Here is a 14,476-nt window from a genome sequence, read left to right as displayed (position 1 = left end):
AAGCTATTAGCTTCAAGCTACAAGCAATCCCGCTTCTACTTGCCGCTTGTAGCTTGCCACTCACTACTGCTTACTTTTTATCTCGGCGCTTCTTGTCGGCCTTTTTGTGGTGAGTCATCAAACGACGCTTCTTGTTCACCTGACGGTCAGTCAAGGTGTTCTTGTTGCCTTCGTATGGGTTCTCGCCACCCTTGAACTCGATTCGGATCGGCGTACCGACCAGTTTCAAGACACGGCGGTAGGTGTTTTCCAGGTAACGCACATAGGACTTTGGCACCTTCTCGATCTGGTTACCGTGAATCACGATAATCGGCGGGTTGGCACCACCCAAGTGGGCGTAACGCAGTTTAATGCGGCGGTTGTTGACCATCGGCGGCGCGTGCTCGCCGACGGCGTCTTCCAGGATCTGGGTCAGACGGTTGGTCGGCCAGCGGGTAACCGCGGACTTGAACGAGTTCTGTACGGAGGCGTAGAGGTTGCCCACGCCGGTGCCGTGCAGCGCCGAGATAAAGTGGATATCGGCGAACTCAACGAAGAACAGGCGACGCTGCAGCTCGATCTTGACGAAATCGCGCTCGCTCGGCGTCATGCCGTCCCACTTGTTGATCGCGATCACCAGGGCGCGACCGGCTTCCAGGGCAAAGCCCAGCAAGTTGAGGTCGTGGTCCACCACGCCTTCGCGGGCGTCCATCACGAAGATCACCACGTTGGCGTCTTTGATCGCCTGCAGGGTTTTGACCACCGAGAACTTTTCAACTTCCTCGTGGATCTTGCCGCGCTTGCGCACACCAGCGGTGTCGATCAGCGTGTACTTCTCGTCGTTACGCTCGAACGGGATGTAGATACTGTCGCGGGTGGTGCCGGGCTCGTCATACACGATAACCCGGTCTTCACCGAGCATGCGGTTAACCAGCGTCGACTTGCCGACGTTCGGGCGGCCGATGATGGCGATCTTGATACCGTCTTTTTCGCTCGGGCCAGGAATGCGCTTGGCTTCCTCACCTTCGGCGACGATCTCTGCTTCGCCCTCTTCTTCCTCTTCGTCATCCTTGGGGAAGTCGCGCAGGGCGATTTCCAGCATCTGGGTGATGCCGCGACCGTGAGCACCGGCGACCGGGATCGCGTCGCCCAGGCCCATCGGGCTGAACTCGGCGCGGGCAGCCTCAGGATCGATGTTATCGATCTTGTTGGCGACCAAATAGGACCGCTTGTTGCGCTTGCGAAGGTGCTCGCCAATCATCTGGTCGGCAGCGGTGTAGCCCGCACGGGCGTCCACCAGGAACAACACAACATCGGCTTCTTCAATGGCCAGCAGCGACTGCTCGGCCATCTTTTCGTCCATGCCATGCTCGTCACCGGAGATACCACCGGTGTCGACAATAATGTAGGAGCGCCCTTGCCACTTTGCCTCACCGTATTGGCGATCACGGGTCAGACCGGACAAGTCGCCGACGATGGCGTCGCGAGTCCTGGTCAGGCGGTTGAACAAGGTGGACTTGCCGACGTTAGGTCGGCCCACCAGGGCGATTACGGGAACCATGCGGCTCTCCACTTCGTTATTTCAGAAAATACAAAAGCCGCTGCAAGGCAGCGGCTGGTGCTCGGGGCAGCATATTCAAATGCCGCATGCCCCGCCGAAGCGGGGCCGCCTGGGTTTTACCCCAAGCATAATTCTTTACTTGATGGTCAGGGCTTCCAGCTTGCCGCTGTTGCCAAACACGTAAAGCATGTTACCCACAACCAGCGGACGCGCACGCAGGCCGTCGCTGTCGATACGCTCGCGGCCGACAAAACGACCGTCCACCTGGCTCAGCAGATGCAGGTAACCTTCGAAGTCACCTACCGCTACGTAGCTGGAGAACACTTCCGGTGCCGACAGTTGACGGCGGGCCAGGGAGTCGTTGCTCCACAGTGCAGTGGTGGAACGCTCGTCGACACTTTCAACAGTGCCGGACGCCAGGCTTACGTAGACGCTGCCAAACCCTTGGGCGACACCGGCATAACTGGAAGCATCACGCTGCCAGTTGATGCGGCCGCTTTGCAGGTCCAGCGCAGCAACGCGGCCCTGGTAGGTGGCGACGTAGATGGTTTCGCCCGACAGCAGCAAGCCGCCGTCGATGTCCACCACGCGGTCCAGTTCGGAACGACCCTGAGGGATTGCCACACGGGTTTCCCAGGCCGGCACGCCGTTCTGGGTATCCAGGGCGACCACTTTACCGGTCGACAGGCCTGCGATGGCCAGGTTGTTGGTCACAATCGGACCACTGGTGCCGCGCAGGGTCAACACCGCAGGGGTGCTGTCGTACAACCAGCGCTGGTTGCCGGTGGCGGCGTCCAGGCCAATCACACGGTCGTCCTGGGTTTGCACCACGACGATATCGCCGTTGGTGGCAGGCGCGGAGAGCACTTCACTGGTCACGCGAGCGCGCCATTTCTCTTCACCCGTTGCGGAGTCCAAAGCAACCACGTCGCCTTTGAGCGTACCCACCAGCACCATGCCGTAGCCGACGCCCACGCCACCGGAAACCGGCAGCTCGAGGTCTTTCTTCCACTTGACGTCGCCATTCATGCGATCCATGGCAATGATCACGCCGGTGGAGTCAGTGGCCACGATGTTGTCGCCGTCGATTGCCGGCTGCAACAGGTTGTACAGGTCGCCCTGGCCATCACCCACGGAGCGGCTCCACTGCTTTTGCAGGACCACTTCTTCCTTGAAGCTGGTCAGCTCGGCAGGAGGCAGTTCTTTTTTACTGTTGCTGCTGCAACCCGCGGCCAGAACGGCCAGAGCCAGCAATGCTGCATGTTTCCAACGGATCACGTCACGCATCCCCTTTGGCCAAGTCGTCCAGCTTGATTTGTAAGCCACCGACCGCCGCTTCATCAGACAGCGCCGCCTTGGCTTTTTGGTACGCAGCATGGGCTTCGTCGGTACGACCCAATTGGACCAAGAGGTCGCCCTTGAGCTCTTCGCGAGTGGCCACGAATGCCTTGTCAGCATCGCCGTCGAGCAGTTTGAGTGCTTCGTCAGCCTTGTTCTGTGCCGCCAATACCTGGGCCAGGCGCTGACGTGCGATTTCACCCAGGGTCGGGTTCGTCGGCTTGTCGGCGATGGCCTTCAGCTCAGTGGCCGCGTCGTCCAGTTTGCCGGTGTCGACCGCGACTTTCGCGACGAACAGGCTGCCGTACTGGGCGTAAGTGCTACCGCCAAATTCGCTTTTCAGCTTGCCGGCCAGGTCCGCCACTTGGGCAGGATCGGGCTTGCCGTCCGGCGTCAGGGTGGTTTCCAGCAATTGCTGATAGAGGACCGAGGCGCCTTGGGACTGGTTGGCCTGATACTTGTGCCAGGCTTGCCACCCGAACACCACCACTAAAGCCAGCAGGCCGCCAGTAACCAGGGGCTTGCCGTTACGCTGCCACCAGTCCTTGAACTCGGCCATCTGCTCATCATCAGTACTCGACACCCCAATACTCCTTAATCGCTAAATTCGGCTGTTCGACAGCTTCAACCCTGCACGACGCAGGTGGCCAAGTGCGCGGCGAGCGCATCAAAGGCAATGTTCTGTTGCTCGCCCTGACCACGCAGGGGTTTGAAACCTATCACTTGCTGGGCCAGTTCGTCATCGCCCAGGATCAGTGCATACAACGCACCGCTCTTGTCGGCCTTCTTGAACTGGCTCTTGAAGCTGCCGGCGCCGGCATTGATCTGCAGGCGCAGGTTCGGCAGCTGGTCGCGCACTTTTTCGCTCAGGGCCAGGGCTGCCAGTTCGGCGGCCTCGCCAAAGGCGCAGAGGTACACGTCCACCTGACGGGAGATTTCTTCCGGGACCTGCTCCAGGGTTTCCAGCAGCAGGATCAGCCGCTCGATGCCCATCGCAAACCCTACGCCCGTGGTCGGCTTGCCGCCCATTTGCTCAACCAGGCCGTCGTAGCGACCACCGGCACATACGGTGCCTTGGGCACCAAGCTTGTCGGTGACCCACTCGAATACGGTCTTGCTGTAGTAATCGAGGCCGCGAACCAGCTTAGGGTTGATCACGTAGGGAATACCGGCCGCATCCAGGCGAGCCTTGAGGCCCTCGAAGTGCGTGCGGGATTCGTCGTCCAGGTAGTCGGCCATTTTCGGCGCGTCGACCAGTACGGCTTGGGTGTCGGCGTTTTTGGTATCGAGGACGCGCAACGGGTTGGTTTTCAGACGGCGCTGGCTGTCTTCATCCAATTTGTCCAAGTGAGCAGACAGATACTCGACCAGGGCGACGCGATAGCGACCCCGGGATTCGCTGGTGCCCAGGCTGTTGAGTTCAAGCTTGACCGCGTCGCGGATGCCGAGCAGGCCCCACAGGCGCCAGGTCAGCACGATCAGCTCGGCGTCGATGTCCGGACCGTCGAGGTTGAACACCTCGAGGCCGATCTGGTGGAACTGGCGATAACGGCCTTTCTGCGGGCGTTCGTGGCGGAACATCGGGCCGATGTACCACAACTTCTGCGGCTGGCCACCACCGGTGAGGCCATGCTCAAGCACGGCACGCACGCACGCAGCGGTACCTTCCGGACGCAGGGTCAGGGAGTCGCCGTTACGGTCTTCAAAGGTGTACATCTCTTTTTCGACGATGTCGGTCACTTCACCGATGGAGCGCTTGAACAGCTCGGTGAATTCAACGATCGGCATGCGGATCTGCTTGTAACCGTAGTTATCCAGCAGGCGCGCGACCGTGTTCTCGAAGTAGCGCCACAGTGGCGTCTGCTCCGGCAGGATGTCGTTCATGCCACGAATGGCTTGCAGAGACTTGCTCACATCTAATCCTTAAATTCGTTCTTAGCCGCGCGCGATCAGCGCTGCGTCAGCCGCGACCTTTTCGGCCGCTTTCTGGCGGATCAGCTTTTCCAAGTGATCCACCAGATTCTCATTCGTCAACTTCTGCGACGGCTTGCCGTCGATGTAAATCAGGTTTGGCGTACCGCCAGTCAGGCCGATGTGCGCCTCTTTGGCTTCACCCGGGCCGTTGACCACGCAACCGATCACCGCAACATCGAGCGGCACCAGCAGGTCCTCAAGGCGCAACTCCAGGTCGTTCATGGTTTTCACCACGTCGAAGTTCTGCCGCGAGCAGCTCGGGCAGGCAATGAAGTTGATGCCACGGGAACGTAAACGCAGGGATTTGAGAATGTCGTAGCCGACTTTCACTTCCTCTACGGGGTCTGCCGCCAGGGAGATGCGGATAGTATCGCCAATCCCTTCGGCGAGCAGCATACCGAGACCCACCGCAGATTTCACTGTGCCTGAGCGCAAACCGCCCGCTTCAGTGATACCCAGGTGCAGCGGCTGCACGATTTCCTTGGCCAGCAGGCGGTAGGCTTCTACCGCCATGAACACGTCGGAGGCCTTTACGCTGACCTTGAAGTCCTGGAAATTCAGGCGCTCAAGGTGTTCAACGTGGCGCAGCGCCGATTCAACCAGCGCCGCCGGCGTCGGCTCGCCGTATTTCTTCTGCAGGTCTTTTTCCAGGGAACCGGCGTTGACGCCGATACGGATCGGAATCCCGCGGTCACGGGCTGCATCCACCACCGCGCGCACACGGTCTTCACGACCGATGTTGCCCGGGTTGATGCGCAGGCAGTCGACGCCCAGTTCGGCCACGCGCAATGCGATCTTGTAGTCGAAGTGAATGTCGGCAACCAGCGGCACCTTGACCAGTTGCTTGATGCGACCAAATGCTTCGGCAGCGTCCATGTCCGGCACGGAAACCCGCACGATGTCCACACCGGCCGCTTCCAGACGGTTGATCTGGGCGACGGTGGCGGCGACATCATTGGTGTCGCTGTTGGTCATGCTCTGCACCGCGATAGGGGCATCGCCACCCACCGGCACCGAGCCGACCCAGATCTTGCGCGATACGCGACGTTTGATTGGAGATTCGCCGTGCATGACTATTGTCCCAACTTGAGGCGAGCGGTCTCGCCACTGGTGAACGGCGCCACGTCCACAGGCTGGCCGTTGTAGGCCACTTGCGCGCCACGGGCATAACCCAGACGCAGCGTCAAAGGAGGCTTGCCGCCCTGGTCAAGCGTATCTCCCTTACGCTTCAAACCGCTAAACAGCACTTTGCCATTGCCATCGGTGACTTGCGTCCAGCAGTCAGAGATGAAGGTAATCTGGATATGCCCATCGCCGGCCACCAATGCGGGTGTGCTGGGCGGCGAGACTGCCGGCGTTGCCGGTGCAGCTGGAGCAGTGGTCGCTGGAGCCTGTGCCGGAGCGACTGGAGCATGCGCCTGGGCAACGGGGGCCACCGGAGTGGCAGGCACCGCCGGTACTGGCACAACGGCGGGCGCAGCAGGTGCCGTGCCGGCTTCCGCAACGGGCTGCTCGGCAGTGGCTGGCGCTTCCGGCACGGCCTGGCCTTGAGCAACGGCCTGGTCTTCCGGCTCATCCAGCGGATGAATCTGGGTGGTGCCGTCGGCGCTTTCGACTTCGACATGCTCCAGGGCGTTGCTGGTCAGGTCCTTCGTGCGCTGGGAGGCCTGATCCTGCCACCAGACGAAGCCTCCGCCGATCACGGCGATCAGCAGCAAGAGGCTGACAATACGCAAAATCGTGTGGGAAACCCGCACCGGCTCTTCGATGCGACCGAGGCCATGCACATTGCTGCCCTGGGAGTCGGTGCCGGTGAATTGGTCGAACGCTTGGACCAGTACGGTTTGGTCAATGCCCAGCAACTTGGCATAGGCGCGAATATAGCCGCGGGCAAAGGTGTGCCCAGGCAGCTTGTCGAACGCGCCGGCTTCCAGGTTGCCCAGGGACGTGGCGGTCAAATTGAGCTTGAGGGCCACTTCTGCCAGCGACCAACCATTGCTTTCGCGGGCCTGACGCAAGGTCTCGCCTGGGTTTACGCGATTAGCTGCTACAACTTCCGGGTGCGCCGCTTTCATCATTGCTCCGACAGGTATTGCTGATATTCCGGCGTACCGGGATAGAGTCGTTCGAGTTGCTGGCCAAAACGTGCGGCCGTGTCGCGTTCTTCATGAACCGTCGCCAGCCGCACACCGAGCAATAGACTACGTGCATTTTGCCCGCTGAGCAGGCTAAAACGCTCGTAATAGTCACGTGCCGGCACATAATGCCTGTCTTCGTAAGACAACTCAGCCATTTCGAGCAACGCGCGTGGCTGGCTACCGTTCAGGTGCAGGGCTTTTTCCAGCTGCCGACGGGCGCTGTCGCGCTGGCCAAGACGCATTGAGGTCACCCCAAGGTTCTCGAACACGCGCGAGCGTTCAGGATAAAGAGTATCGGCGCTGGCTTGTTGGAAATAACGGGAGGCCTGGTCATAACGTTTCTGCTCGAACAGGAAGCTGCCGTAATTGTTCAGCAGCCGAGGGTCGGCAGGACGCACGGACAAGGCCTTGTGGAAATACTGATCAGCCAGCTCGGGCTCGGCCTGCGCCTGGAATACCAAAGCCAGTGCGGCATTCGCGTCGGCATCGGCGCTGTCCAGCTCCAGGGCCTTTTTCAACGGCACCTTGGCCTGCTCGCTCATGCCTTGGCGCAGATACCCCAAACCCAATTGCACATAGGCAACTCGCGCCTCATCACGGCCTTTATCGGTGTGCAAAGGGCTGTCATGGCCCGATGAAACACAACCGGCCACGAGGCCGGTAAAAAGTAAAAGCAGCGCAAGGCGCAAGGGCATAGAGATCCTCTCTCAGATTCGATTCACAGCAATTTGCGGCAAATCTTCGGCGGCGTTAAGTTCGCGCACGGCGATATAACGTTCGCTGCGACGGGTGCGATCCAGCACCTGCCCTACCAATTGGCCACAGGCGGCGTCGATGTCTTCACCGCGGGTGGTGCGTACGGTGACGTTGTAGCCGGCCTGGTGCAGTTGATCCTGGAAACGGCGGATGGCGTTGTTGCTCGGCCGCTCGTAACCAGAATGTGGAAACGGGTTAAACGGAATCAGGTTGATTTTGCAAGGGGTGTTCTTGAGCAGCTCGATCATCTCGACCGCGTGCTCGACCTTGTCGTTGATGTCCTTGAGCATGGTGTACTCAATGGTCAACACACGCTTCTCGCCCAAGGTCGCCATGTAACGCTGGCAAGATTCGAGCAGCATCTTAAGCGGATACTTCTTGTTGATCGGCACCAATTGGTTACGCAATGCGTCATTGGGTGCGTGCAGCGACAACGCCAGGGAGACGTCGATGTGCTTGGCCAGCTCATCGATCATCGGCACCACGCCTGAGGTCGACAGGGTCACACGGCGCTTGGAGATGCCATAGCCCAGGTCGTCCATCATCAAATGCATGGCGGCAACGACGTTATCGAAGTTCAGCAGCGGCTCACCCATGCCCATCATCACCACGTTGGTGATGGCACGGTCGACGGTTGCCGGGACGCTGCCAAAGGATTTGTTGGCAATCCACACCTGGCCAATGACTTCGGCGGCGGTGAGGTTGCTATTGAAGCCTTGCTTGCCGGTGGAGCAGAAACTGCAGTCCAGGGCACAGCCAGCCTGGGACGAAACGCACAATGTGCCGCGCTTGCCCTGGGGAATGTAAACGGTCTCGACGCAGCTGCCGGACGCCACGCGCACCACCCACTTACGGGTGCCGTCGCTGGAGATGTCCTCGCTGACCACTTCGGGGCCACGGACCTCAGCAATGACCTTGAGCTTGTCGCGCAGGGCCTTGCTGACGTTCGTCATGGCGTCGAAGTCGTCGACGCCAAAGTGGTGAATCCACTTCATTACCTGACCGGCACGGAAACGCTTCTCCCCGATTGAGTCGAAGAATTTTTCCATTTCCTGTTGAGTCAGACCCAGCAGGTTGGTTTTAACAGTCGATGTAGTCATGGATTCACCCTCACTCTTTAAGCCGATGCTTAGCGAGCGGTTACTTCAGTAGCAGCGAAAAAGTACGAGATTTCGCGAGCAGCAGCGGCTTCGGAGTCCGAGCCGTGAACAGCGTTGGCGTCGATCGATTCAGCGAAATCAGCACGGATGGTGCCGGCAGCCGCTTCTTTAGGGTTGGTAGCGCCCATCAGCTCACGGTTCAGAGCGATAGCGTTTTCGCCTTCCAGAACCTGAACAACAACAGGACCGGAGATCATGAAGGCAACCAGGTCGCCGAAGAAACCACGAGCGCTGTGCTCAGCGTAGAAGCCTTCAGCTTCAGCTTTGGACAGTTGCTTGAGTTTCGAAGCTACAACCTTCAGGCCGGCTTTTTCGAAACGAGTGGTGATCTCGCCGATGACGTTTTTTGCAACAGCGTCAGGCTTGATGATGGAGAAAGTACGTTGAACAGCCATGGTGTAACTCCAGAAACGGTAATTTACGAAAAATTAAACCCGCGAATTATACGCGGGTTATTGGGTATTGCCTAACCTGCGGGGATGATCAGTCGATTTCTTCGATCCAGAGCGCCTGGACCGCTTCCAATACCTTCTCGCCACAACGGCCAGAGGTATTGTCGAAATCAGGCAGCTCCATGATCCAGCGCTGCAGATCAACGAAGTTGACCGTCAACGGACTCACATCCGGCTTGGCTTCAGCGAGCTCTTCAGCAATGCGCTGTACATCATTCCAACCATAGTTCATGACAATACTACCCATCAGTGCGGCGCTTCGGCCGCATGGTTGAGCGAATATTTCGGAATTTCGACGGTGATGTCTTCAGTCCCGACTTTTGCCTGACAGCTTAGGCGAGAAGTCGCCTCCAGGCCCCAAGCGCGATCAAGAAAGTCCTCTTCCAGCTCATCCGCTTCTTCCAGAGAGTTGAAACCCTCGCGAATCACGCAGTGGCAGGTGGTGCAGGCGCAGACACCGCCGCAGGCACTCTCGATCTCGATGTGGTTGTCATGGGCAACTTCGAGGATGGACTTGCCGGTCTCAGCCTCAACAACCATACCGTCCGGGCAATGCTCGGCGTGTGGCAGAAAAATGACCTGCGGCATTAATTATTCCTCGATTTCATTCAGATTGCGTCCCGCCAGGGCGGCTTTTACCGACTGGTCCATACGACGGGCGGCAAAAGCATCGGTCACTTGCGACAAACGCTTGGTCTGTTGCTCGATGGCATAACCATCGTTGCCTTTCATCAGTTCGGCCAGCTCCTGCATCTGCAGGTCGATGACCATGCGCTCTTCGGCGTCCAGCAGACGCTCGCCGTCAGCATCAAGGGCACCCTGCACCGCTTCAAGCAGGCGCTGGGCATCGACTTGCTGCTCGCGCAGTACACGGGCGACCTTGTCATCACCGGCGTACTGGAACGAATCCTTGAGCATCTTGGCAATTTCGCCGTCGGTCAGGCCGTAGGACGGTTTGACCTGGATGCTGGCTTCAACGCCCGAGGCCAGTTCACGCGCAGCCACGCTGAGCAGGCCATCGGCGTCGACCTGGTAGGTGACGCGAATCTTCGCTGCACCCGCCACCATCGGCGGAATGCCGCGCAATTCAAAGCGCGCCAGGGAGCGACAGTCGCTGATCAGCTCGCGCTCGCCTTGCAGCACATGAATCATCATGGCCGTCTGGCCATCTTTGTAAGTGGTGAAATCCTGAGCGCGGGCGACGGGGATGGTGGTGTTGCGTGGAATCACCTTCTCCATCAAGCCGCCCATGGTTTCCAGCCCCAGGGACAGCGGAATCACGTCGAGCAACAACAATTCGCCACCATCGCGCTTGTTGCCGGCCAGGGTGTCGGCCTGGATCGCAGCACCAATGGCGACAACTTGATCCGGGTCGATTTCAGTCAGCGGCTGGCGACCGAAGGCTTCTGCAACGGCTTCGCGAACGCGTGGCACACGGGTCGAACCGCCAACCATGACCACGGCGGCTACGTCTTCCAGCTCGACACCGGAGTCACGTACGGCGCGACGGCAAGCCCTGAGGCTGCGAGCGACCATCGGCTCGATCAGCGCATCGAAAGCTTCTCGGGTCAGTTGAGCCGACCAGGAACCGTAGGAAACGTCTACAGAATTGGCGTTCGTCAGTGCTTCTTTGGCCACACAGGCGGTTTGCAGCAATTTACGCTGCGCGCCCGGGTCCAGGTCGGCGGACAAGCCTGCGCTGGTGATGATCCAGCCGGCAATCGCGTGATCGAAGTCATCGCCGCCCAGGGCGGTGTCGCCACCGGTGGCCAGCACTTCAAACACACCGCCGGTCAGGCGCAGGATCGAAATATCAAAGGTGCCGCCACCCAGGTCATAAATAGCAACCAGGCCTTCGGCGTGTTGATCCAGGCCATAAGCCACAGCGGCGGCAGTCGGCTCGTTGAGCAGGCGCAGCACGTTCAGCCCGGCAAGCTTCGCCGCGTCCTTGGTGGCTTGGCGCTGAGCATCATCGAAATACGCAGGAACCGTGATCACCGCGCCGACCAATTCGCCGCCCAAGGTGGTTTCTGCGCGCTGGCGCAGCACCTTGAGGATATCAGCCGACACTTCCACCGGGCTTTTCGGGCCCTGGACGGTGTCGATGAACGGTATATGGGATTCGCCGCCGACAAAGCGGTACGGCAGTTGCTCGCCCAGTTGCTTGACGTCGGACAGACCACGACCCATCAAGCGCTTGACCGACAGCACGGTGTTCAAAGGGTCGGAAGACGCCGCCAGCTTCGCCGACTCACCGACTTCGGTGCGATCAGCGTGATAGCGCACGGCGGACGGCAGGATAACCTGGCCATCGGCGTCGGGCAGCGGCTCGGACAGGCCGCTGCGCAAGGCGGCGACCAGGGAATTGGTGGTGCCCAGGTCAATCCCGACCGCCAGACGACGCTGGTGCGGTTGAGGGCTTTGGCCGGGTTCGGCGATCTGCAGTAGAGCCATGGTAATCAGGTCTTATCTGTCTATCAGGCGTGCAACACGGGCAGCACTGGGTTAATCGTCGAGGCGCTCTTCTAGCTGGCGCACTTCGTAGGTGAGCTTGTCGAGGAACTGCATGCGCCGCATCAGGCGTTCGGCCTGTTCACGTTGCGCGGCATCATTCCAACAGGCTGCGAAGCTTTCGTTGAGCTCATCCTGGGCCACTTTCAGACGACGCTTGAAGACGGCGACACCGGCCACGTCGGCTTCGTCCTGCAAGTCTTCGAGCTCTTCGCGCCATTGCATCTGCTGCATCAGGAAGTCCGGGTCGTGCACCGTGACTTCAATCGGCAACTCACCACCGTTCATCGCGAGCAGATAGCGCGCGCGTTTCGGGGGGCTTTTGAGCGTCTGATAGGCTTCATTGAGGCTGGCCGATTGCTCCAGCGCCAGGCGTTGCTCACGCTCGGAAGCGTCAGCGAAGCGGTCCGGATGCACCCCACGCGCCAATTCTCGGTAGCGCGTGGCAAGCTGCTCAAGGTCCAGCCGAAAGCTCGGCTGCAGCTCGAATAAAGCGAAATGACAAGGAGTGCCCACAAATAGCCTCAGATGTTGAAGCTTTCGCCGCAGCCACACTCACCGCGCACGTTGGGGTTGTTGAACTTGAAGCCTTCGTTCAACCCTTCCTTGACGAAATCGAGTTCGGTGCCGTCCAGGTAGGTCAGGCTCTTAGGGTCGATGATCACTTTCTCGCCGTGACTTTCGAACACCTGGTCCTCTTCAACCACCTCGTCGACAAACTCCAGCACGTAGGCAAGGCCGGAACAGCCCGTGGTGCGAACACCCAGACGAATCCCCTCACCTTTACCGCGCCCATTCAGGGAGCGGCGAATGTGCTGCGCAGCCGCTTCTGTCATGCTGATAGCCATCGTTGACTCCTTACTCGTCGCCAAATGCTTAGATCAAGCCTTTCTTCTGCTTGTAGTCGCGAACGGCCGCTTTGATAGCGTCTTCGGCGAGTACGGAGCAGTGAATTTTCACTGGCGGCAGTGCCAGTTCTTCGGCCAGCTGGGTGTTGCTGATGGTCACAGCCTCATCCAGGGTCTTGCCTTTCATCCACTCGGTAGCGAGGGAGCTGGAGGCAATGGCGGAACCGCAGCCGTAAGTCTTGAACTTGGCGTCTTCGATAACGCCAGCGTCGTTGACCTTGATCTGCAGGCGCATAACGTCGCCGCACGCCGGAGCGCCGACCATGCCAGTGCCGACATCAGGGTCTTCCGCGTTCATCTTGCCGACGTTGCGCGGGTTTTCGTAGTGGTCGATGACCTTTTCGCTGTAAGCCATGGTACTGAATCCTCACTCATCAGGGCCGCTCTGGAACCCTGTAAAAACGCCTGCGTTTTCCGCCACGTTTCTACAGAGCTTGGGTGGCGGCTTCTATAGTTAGTGTGCCGCCCACTCGATCTTGGAAATGTCGACACCGTCTTTGTACATGTCCCACAGCGGCGACAGAACGCGCAGCTTGTTGACGGCTTCGCAGACTTTCTGCGCGGCGTAATCGACTTGCTCTTCGGTGGTGAAGCGGCCGAACGTAAAGCGGATCGAGCTGTGTGCCAGTTCGTCGTTGCGGCCCAGCGCGCGCAATACGTACGAAGGCTCAAGGGAAGCCGAGGTGCAGGCCGAACCGGACGAAACTGCCAGGTCCTTGAGCGCCATGATCAGCGACTCGCCTTCGACGTAGTTGAAGCTCAAATTCAGGTTGTGCGGTACGCGGGCAGTCATGCTGCCGTTGATGTACAGCTCTTCAAGGTTCTCGACCTGCTTGTAGAAGCGGTCGCTCAACGCTTTGATGCGCACGTTTTCGGCAGCCATGTCTTCTTTGGCTACACGGAAGGCTTCGCCCATGCCAACGATCTGGTGGGTCGCCAGGGTGCCCGAACGCATGCCGCGCTCGTGACCACCGCCGTGCATGGTGGCTTCGATACGCACGCGAGGCTTGCGGCTCACGTACAGCGCGCCGATGCCCTTAGGGCCGTAGGTCTTGTGGGCGGAGAACGACATCAGGTCGACTTTCAGTTTCGACAGGTCGATGTCGACCTTGCCGGTGGACTGAGCAGCGTCGACGTGCAGCAGAATGCCCTTGGAACGGGTCAGTTCGCCGATGGCTGCGATGTCGTTGATGGTGCCGATTTCGTTGTTCACGTGGATCACGGAAACCAGGATGGTGTCTTCACGCAGCGCGGCTTCGATCATGGCTGGTGTGACGATACCGTCGGTGGTTGGCTCGAGGTAGGTAACCTCGAAACCTTCACGCTCCAGTTGGCGCATGGTGTCGAGGACAGCCTTGTGCTCAATCTTGGTGGTGATCAGGTGTTTGCCTTTGGTCGCGTAGAAATGCGCCGCACCCTTGATTGCCAGGTTATCGGATTCGGTGGCACCGGAGGTCCAGACGATTTCGCGCGGGTCGGCATTGACCAGGTCGGCGACTTGGCGACGAGCGTTCTCGACCGCTTCCTCGGCTTTCCAGCCGAATACGTGGGAACGGGAGGCCGGGTTGCCGAAGTTTCCGTCGACCAGCAGGCATTCGCTCATCTTTTGCGCGACACGCGGATCAACCGGGGTGGTCGCTGAGTAATCAAGGTAAATCGGCAATTTCATGGACTTTCTCCTAATCAGGCTGGCTGGCGT

16 protein-coding genes are annotated in these 14,476 nt (G+C 59.5%); all 16 read right to left on the bottom strand.

Annotated elements, in window-relative coordinates:
* Positions 1-70: 70 nt before the first annotated feature.
* On the bottom strand, positions 71-1,540 hold the full coding sequence (der, locus tag ACI77D_RS05535) for a ribosome biogenesis GTPase Der (RefSeq protein WP_407016200.1): 1,470 nt from the start codon (positions 1,538-1,540) through the stop codon (positions 71-73).
* A gap of 135 nt (positions 1,541-1,675) precedes the next feature.
* On the bottom strand, positions 1,676-2,827 hold the full coding sequence (gene bamB, locus ACI77D_RS05530; protein WP_064454036.1) for an outer membrane protein assembly factor BamB: 1,152 nt from the start codon (positions 2,825-2,827) through the stop codon (positions 1,676-1,678).
* Positions 2,820-3,437: a tetratricopeptide repeat protein gene (locus ACI77D_RS05525; RefSeq protein ID WP_177410102.1), complete on the bottom strand. Its 618-nt coding sequence runs from the start codon at positions 3,435-3,437 to the stop codon at positions 2,820-2,822. The genes bamB and ACI77D_RS05525 overlap by 8 nt, the downstream gene beginning before the upstream one ends.
* A gap of 65 nt (positions 3,438-3,502) precedes the next feature.
* A complete protein-coding gene (hisS, locus tag ACI77D_RS05520; protein ID WP_064454038.1) occupies positions 3,503-4,792 on the bottom strand; it encodes a histidine--tRNA ligase in 1,290 nt (429 codons plus the stop codon).
* A gap of 21 nt (positions 4,793-4,813) precedes the next feature.
* Positions 4,814-5,923 carry a flavodoxin-dependent (E)-4-hydroxy-3-methylbut-2-enyl-diphosphate synthase gene (ispG, locus tag ACI77D_RS05515; RefSeq protein WP_064454039.1) on the bottom strand — a complete coding sequence of 370 codons (1,110 nt, stop codon included), beginning with the start codon at positions 5,921-5,923 and terminating at the stop codon, positions 4,814-4,816.
* A gap of 2 nt (positions 5,924-5,925) precedes the next feature.
* Positions 5,926-6,927, bottom strand: coding sequence for a RodZ family helix-turn-helix domain-containing protein (locus tag ACI77D_RS05510; protein ID WP_221295600.1), 1,002 nt, complete (start codon positions 6,925-6,927; stop codon positions 5,926-5,928).
* Positions 6,927-7,685, bottom strand: a complete 759-nt coding sequence (pilW, locus tag ACI77D_RS05505) for a type IV pilus biogenesis/stability protein PilW (protein ID WP_128590182.1) — start codon at positions 7,683-7,685, stop codon at positions 6,927-6,929. Before pilW ends, ACI77D_RS05510 begins: the two co-directional genes overlap by 1 nt.
* A 12-nt stretch (positions 7,686-7,697) precedes the next feature.
* Positions 7,698-8,846 (bottom strand): 23S rRNA (adenine(2503)-C(2))-methyltransferase RlmN, encoded by a 1,149-nt coding sequence (gene rlmN, locus ACI77D_RS05500; protein ID WP_064454042.1) that lies wholly within the window; start codon positions 8,844-8,846, stop codon positions 7,698-7,700.
* 29 nt (positions 8,847-8,875) lie between these two features.
* Complete coding sequence (gene ndk, locus ACI77D_RS05495; RefSeq protein ID WP_003175956.1) at positions 8,876-9,301, bottom strand: nucleoside-diphosphate kinase; 426 nt, start codon at positions 9,299-9,301, stop codon at positions 8,876-8,878.
* A gap of 88 nt (positions 9,302-9,389) precedes the next feature.
* Complete coding sequence (iscX, locus tag ACI77D_RS05490; RefSeq protein ID WP_064454043.1) at positions 9,390-9,590, bottom strand: Fe-S cluster assembly protein IscX; 201 nt, start codon at positions 9,588-9,590, stop codon at positions 9,390-9,392.
* Positions 9,591-9,604: 14 nt separating this feature from the next.
* Entirely contained in the window at positions 9,605-9,946 is a 342-nt protein-coding gene (fdx, locus tag ACI77D_RS05485) for an ISC system 2Fe-2S type ferredoxin (protein ID WP_015885743.1), read from the bottom strand.
* 3 nt (positions 9,947-9,949) lie between these two features.
* Entirely contained in the window at positions 9,950-11,812 is a 1,863-nt protein-coding gene (hscA, locus tag ACI77D_RS05480) for a Fe-S protein assembly chaperone HscA (RefSeq protein WP_407016199.1), read from the bottom strand.
* Positions 11,813-11,863: 51 nt separating this feature from the next.
* Positions 11,864-12,385 carry a co-chaperone HscB gene (hscB, locus tag ACI77D_RS05475; RefSeq protein WP_064454045.1) on the bottom strand — a complete coding sequence of 174 codons (522 nt, stop codon included), beginning with the start codon at positions 12,383-12,385 and terminating at the stop codon, positions 11,864-11,866.
* Positions 12,386-12,393: 8 nt separating this feature from the next.
* Entirely contained in the window at positions 12,394-12,717 is a 324-nt protein-coding gene (gene iscA / locus ACI77D_RS05470; RefSeq protein WP_003209680.1) for an iron-sulfur cluster assembly protein IscA, read from the bottom strand.
* Positions 12,718-12,745: 28 nt separating this feature from the next.
* Positions 12,746-13,132: a Fe-S cluster assembly scaffold IscU gene (iscU, locus tag ACI77D_RS05465; protein WP_003175965.1), complete on the bottom strand. Its 387-nt coding sequence runs from the start codon at positions 13,130-13,132 to the stop codon at positions 12,746-12,748.
* Between the two features lie 99 nt (positions 13,133-13,231).
* Positions 13,232-14,446: an IscS subfamily cysteine desulfurase gene (locus tag ACI77D_RS05460; protein ID WP_010207898.1), complete on the bottom strand. Its 1,215-nt coding sequence runs from the start codon at positions 14,444-14,446 to the stop codon at positions 13,232-13,234.
* Between the last annotated feature and the right edge of the window lie 30 nt (positions 14,447-14,476).

It is taken from the genome of Pseudomonas sp. O39 (assembly GCF_045447295.1).
GTDB classification, from domain to species: Bacteria; Pseudomonadota; Gammaproteobacteria; order Pseudomonadales; family Pseudomonadaceae; genus Aquipseudomonas; species Aquipseudomonas antarctica_A.
Note: the sequence above shows the minus strand (reverse complement) of the source record. Positions and strands in the feature narration are given on the sequence as shown.

Excerpts from the sequence above, each read along its gene's own strand:
- ndk (WP_003175956.1), bottom strand. The coding sequence starts at position 9,301 with ATGGCTGTTCAACGTACTTTCTCCATCATCAAGCCTGACGCTGTTGCA.
- hscA (WP_407016199.1), bottom strand. The coding sequence starts at position 11,812 with ATGGCTCTACTGCAGATCGCCGAACCCGGCCAAAGCCCTCAACCGCAC.
- ACI77D_RS05510 (WP_221295600.1), bottom strand. The coding sequence starts at position 6,927 with ATGAAAGCGGCGCACCCGGAAGTTGTAGCAGCTAATCGCGTAAACCCA.
- fdx (WP_015885743.1), bottom strand. The coding sequence starts at position 9,946 with ATGCCGCAGGTCATTTTTCTGCCACACGCCGAGCATTGCCCGGACGGT.
- iscX (WP_064454043.1), bottom strand. The coding sequence starts at position 9,590 with ATGAACTATGGTTGGAATGATGTACAGCGCATTGCTGAAGAGCTCGCT.
- iscA (WP_003209680.1), bottom strand. The coding sequence starts at position 12,717 with ATGGCTATCAGCATGACAGAAGCGGCTGCGCAGCACATTCGCCGCTCC.
- iscU (WP_003175965.1), bottom strand. The coding sequence starts at position 13,132 with ATGGCTTACAGCGAAAAGGTCATCGACCACTACGAAAACCCGCGCAAC.
- der (WP_407016200.1), bottom strand. The coding sequence starts at position 1,540 with ATGGTTCCCGTAATCGCCCTGGTGGGCCGACCTAACGTCGGCAAGTCC.
- ACI77D_RS05460 (WP_010207898.1), bottom strand. The coding sequence starts at position 14,446 with ATGAAATTGCCGATTTACCTTGATTACTCAGCGACCACCCCGGTTGAT.
- ispG (WP_064454039.1), bottom strand. The coding sequence starts at position 5,923 with ATGCACGGCGAATCTCCAATCAAACGTCGCGTATCGCGCAAGATCTGG.
- ACI77D_RS05525 (WP_177410102.1), bottom strand. The coding sequence starts at position 3,437 with ATGGCCGAGTTCAAGGACTGGTGGCAGCGTAACGGCAAGCCCCTGGTT.
- pilW (WP_128590182.1), bottom strand. The coding sequence starts at position 7,685 with ATGCCCTTGCGCCTTGCGCTGCTTTTACTTTTTACCGGCCTCGTGGCC.
- bamB (WP_064454036.1), bottom strand. The coding sequence starts at position 2,827 with ATGCGTGACGTGATCCGTTGGAAACATGCAGCATTGCTGGCTCTGGCC.
- rlmN (WP_064454042.1), bottom strand. The coding sequence starts at position 8,846 with ATGACTACATCGACTGTTAAAACCAACCTGCTGGGTCTGACTCAACAG.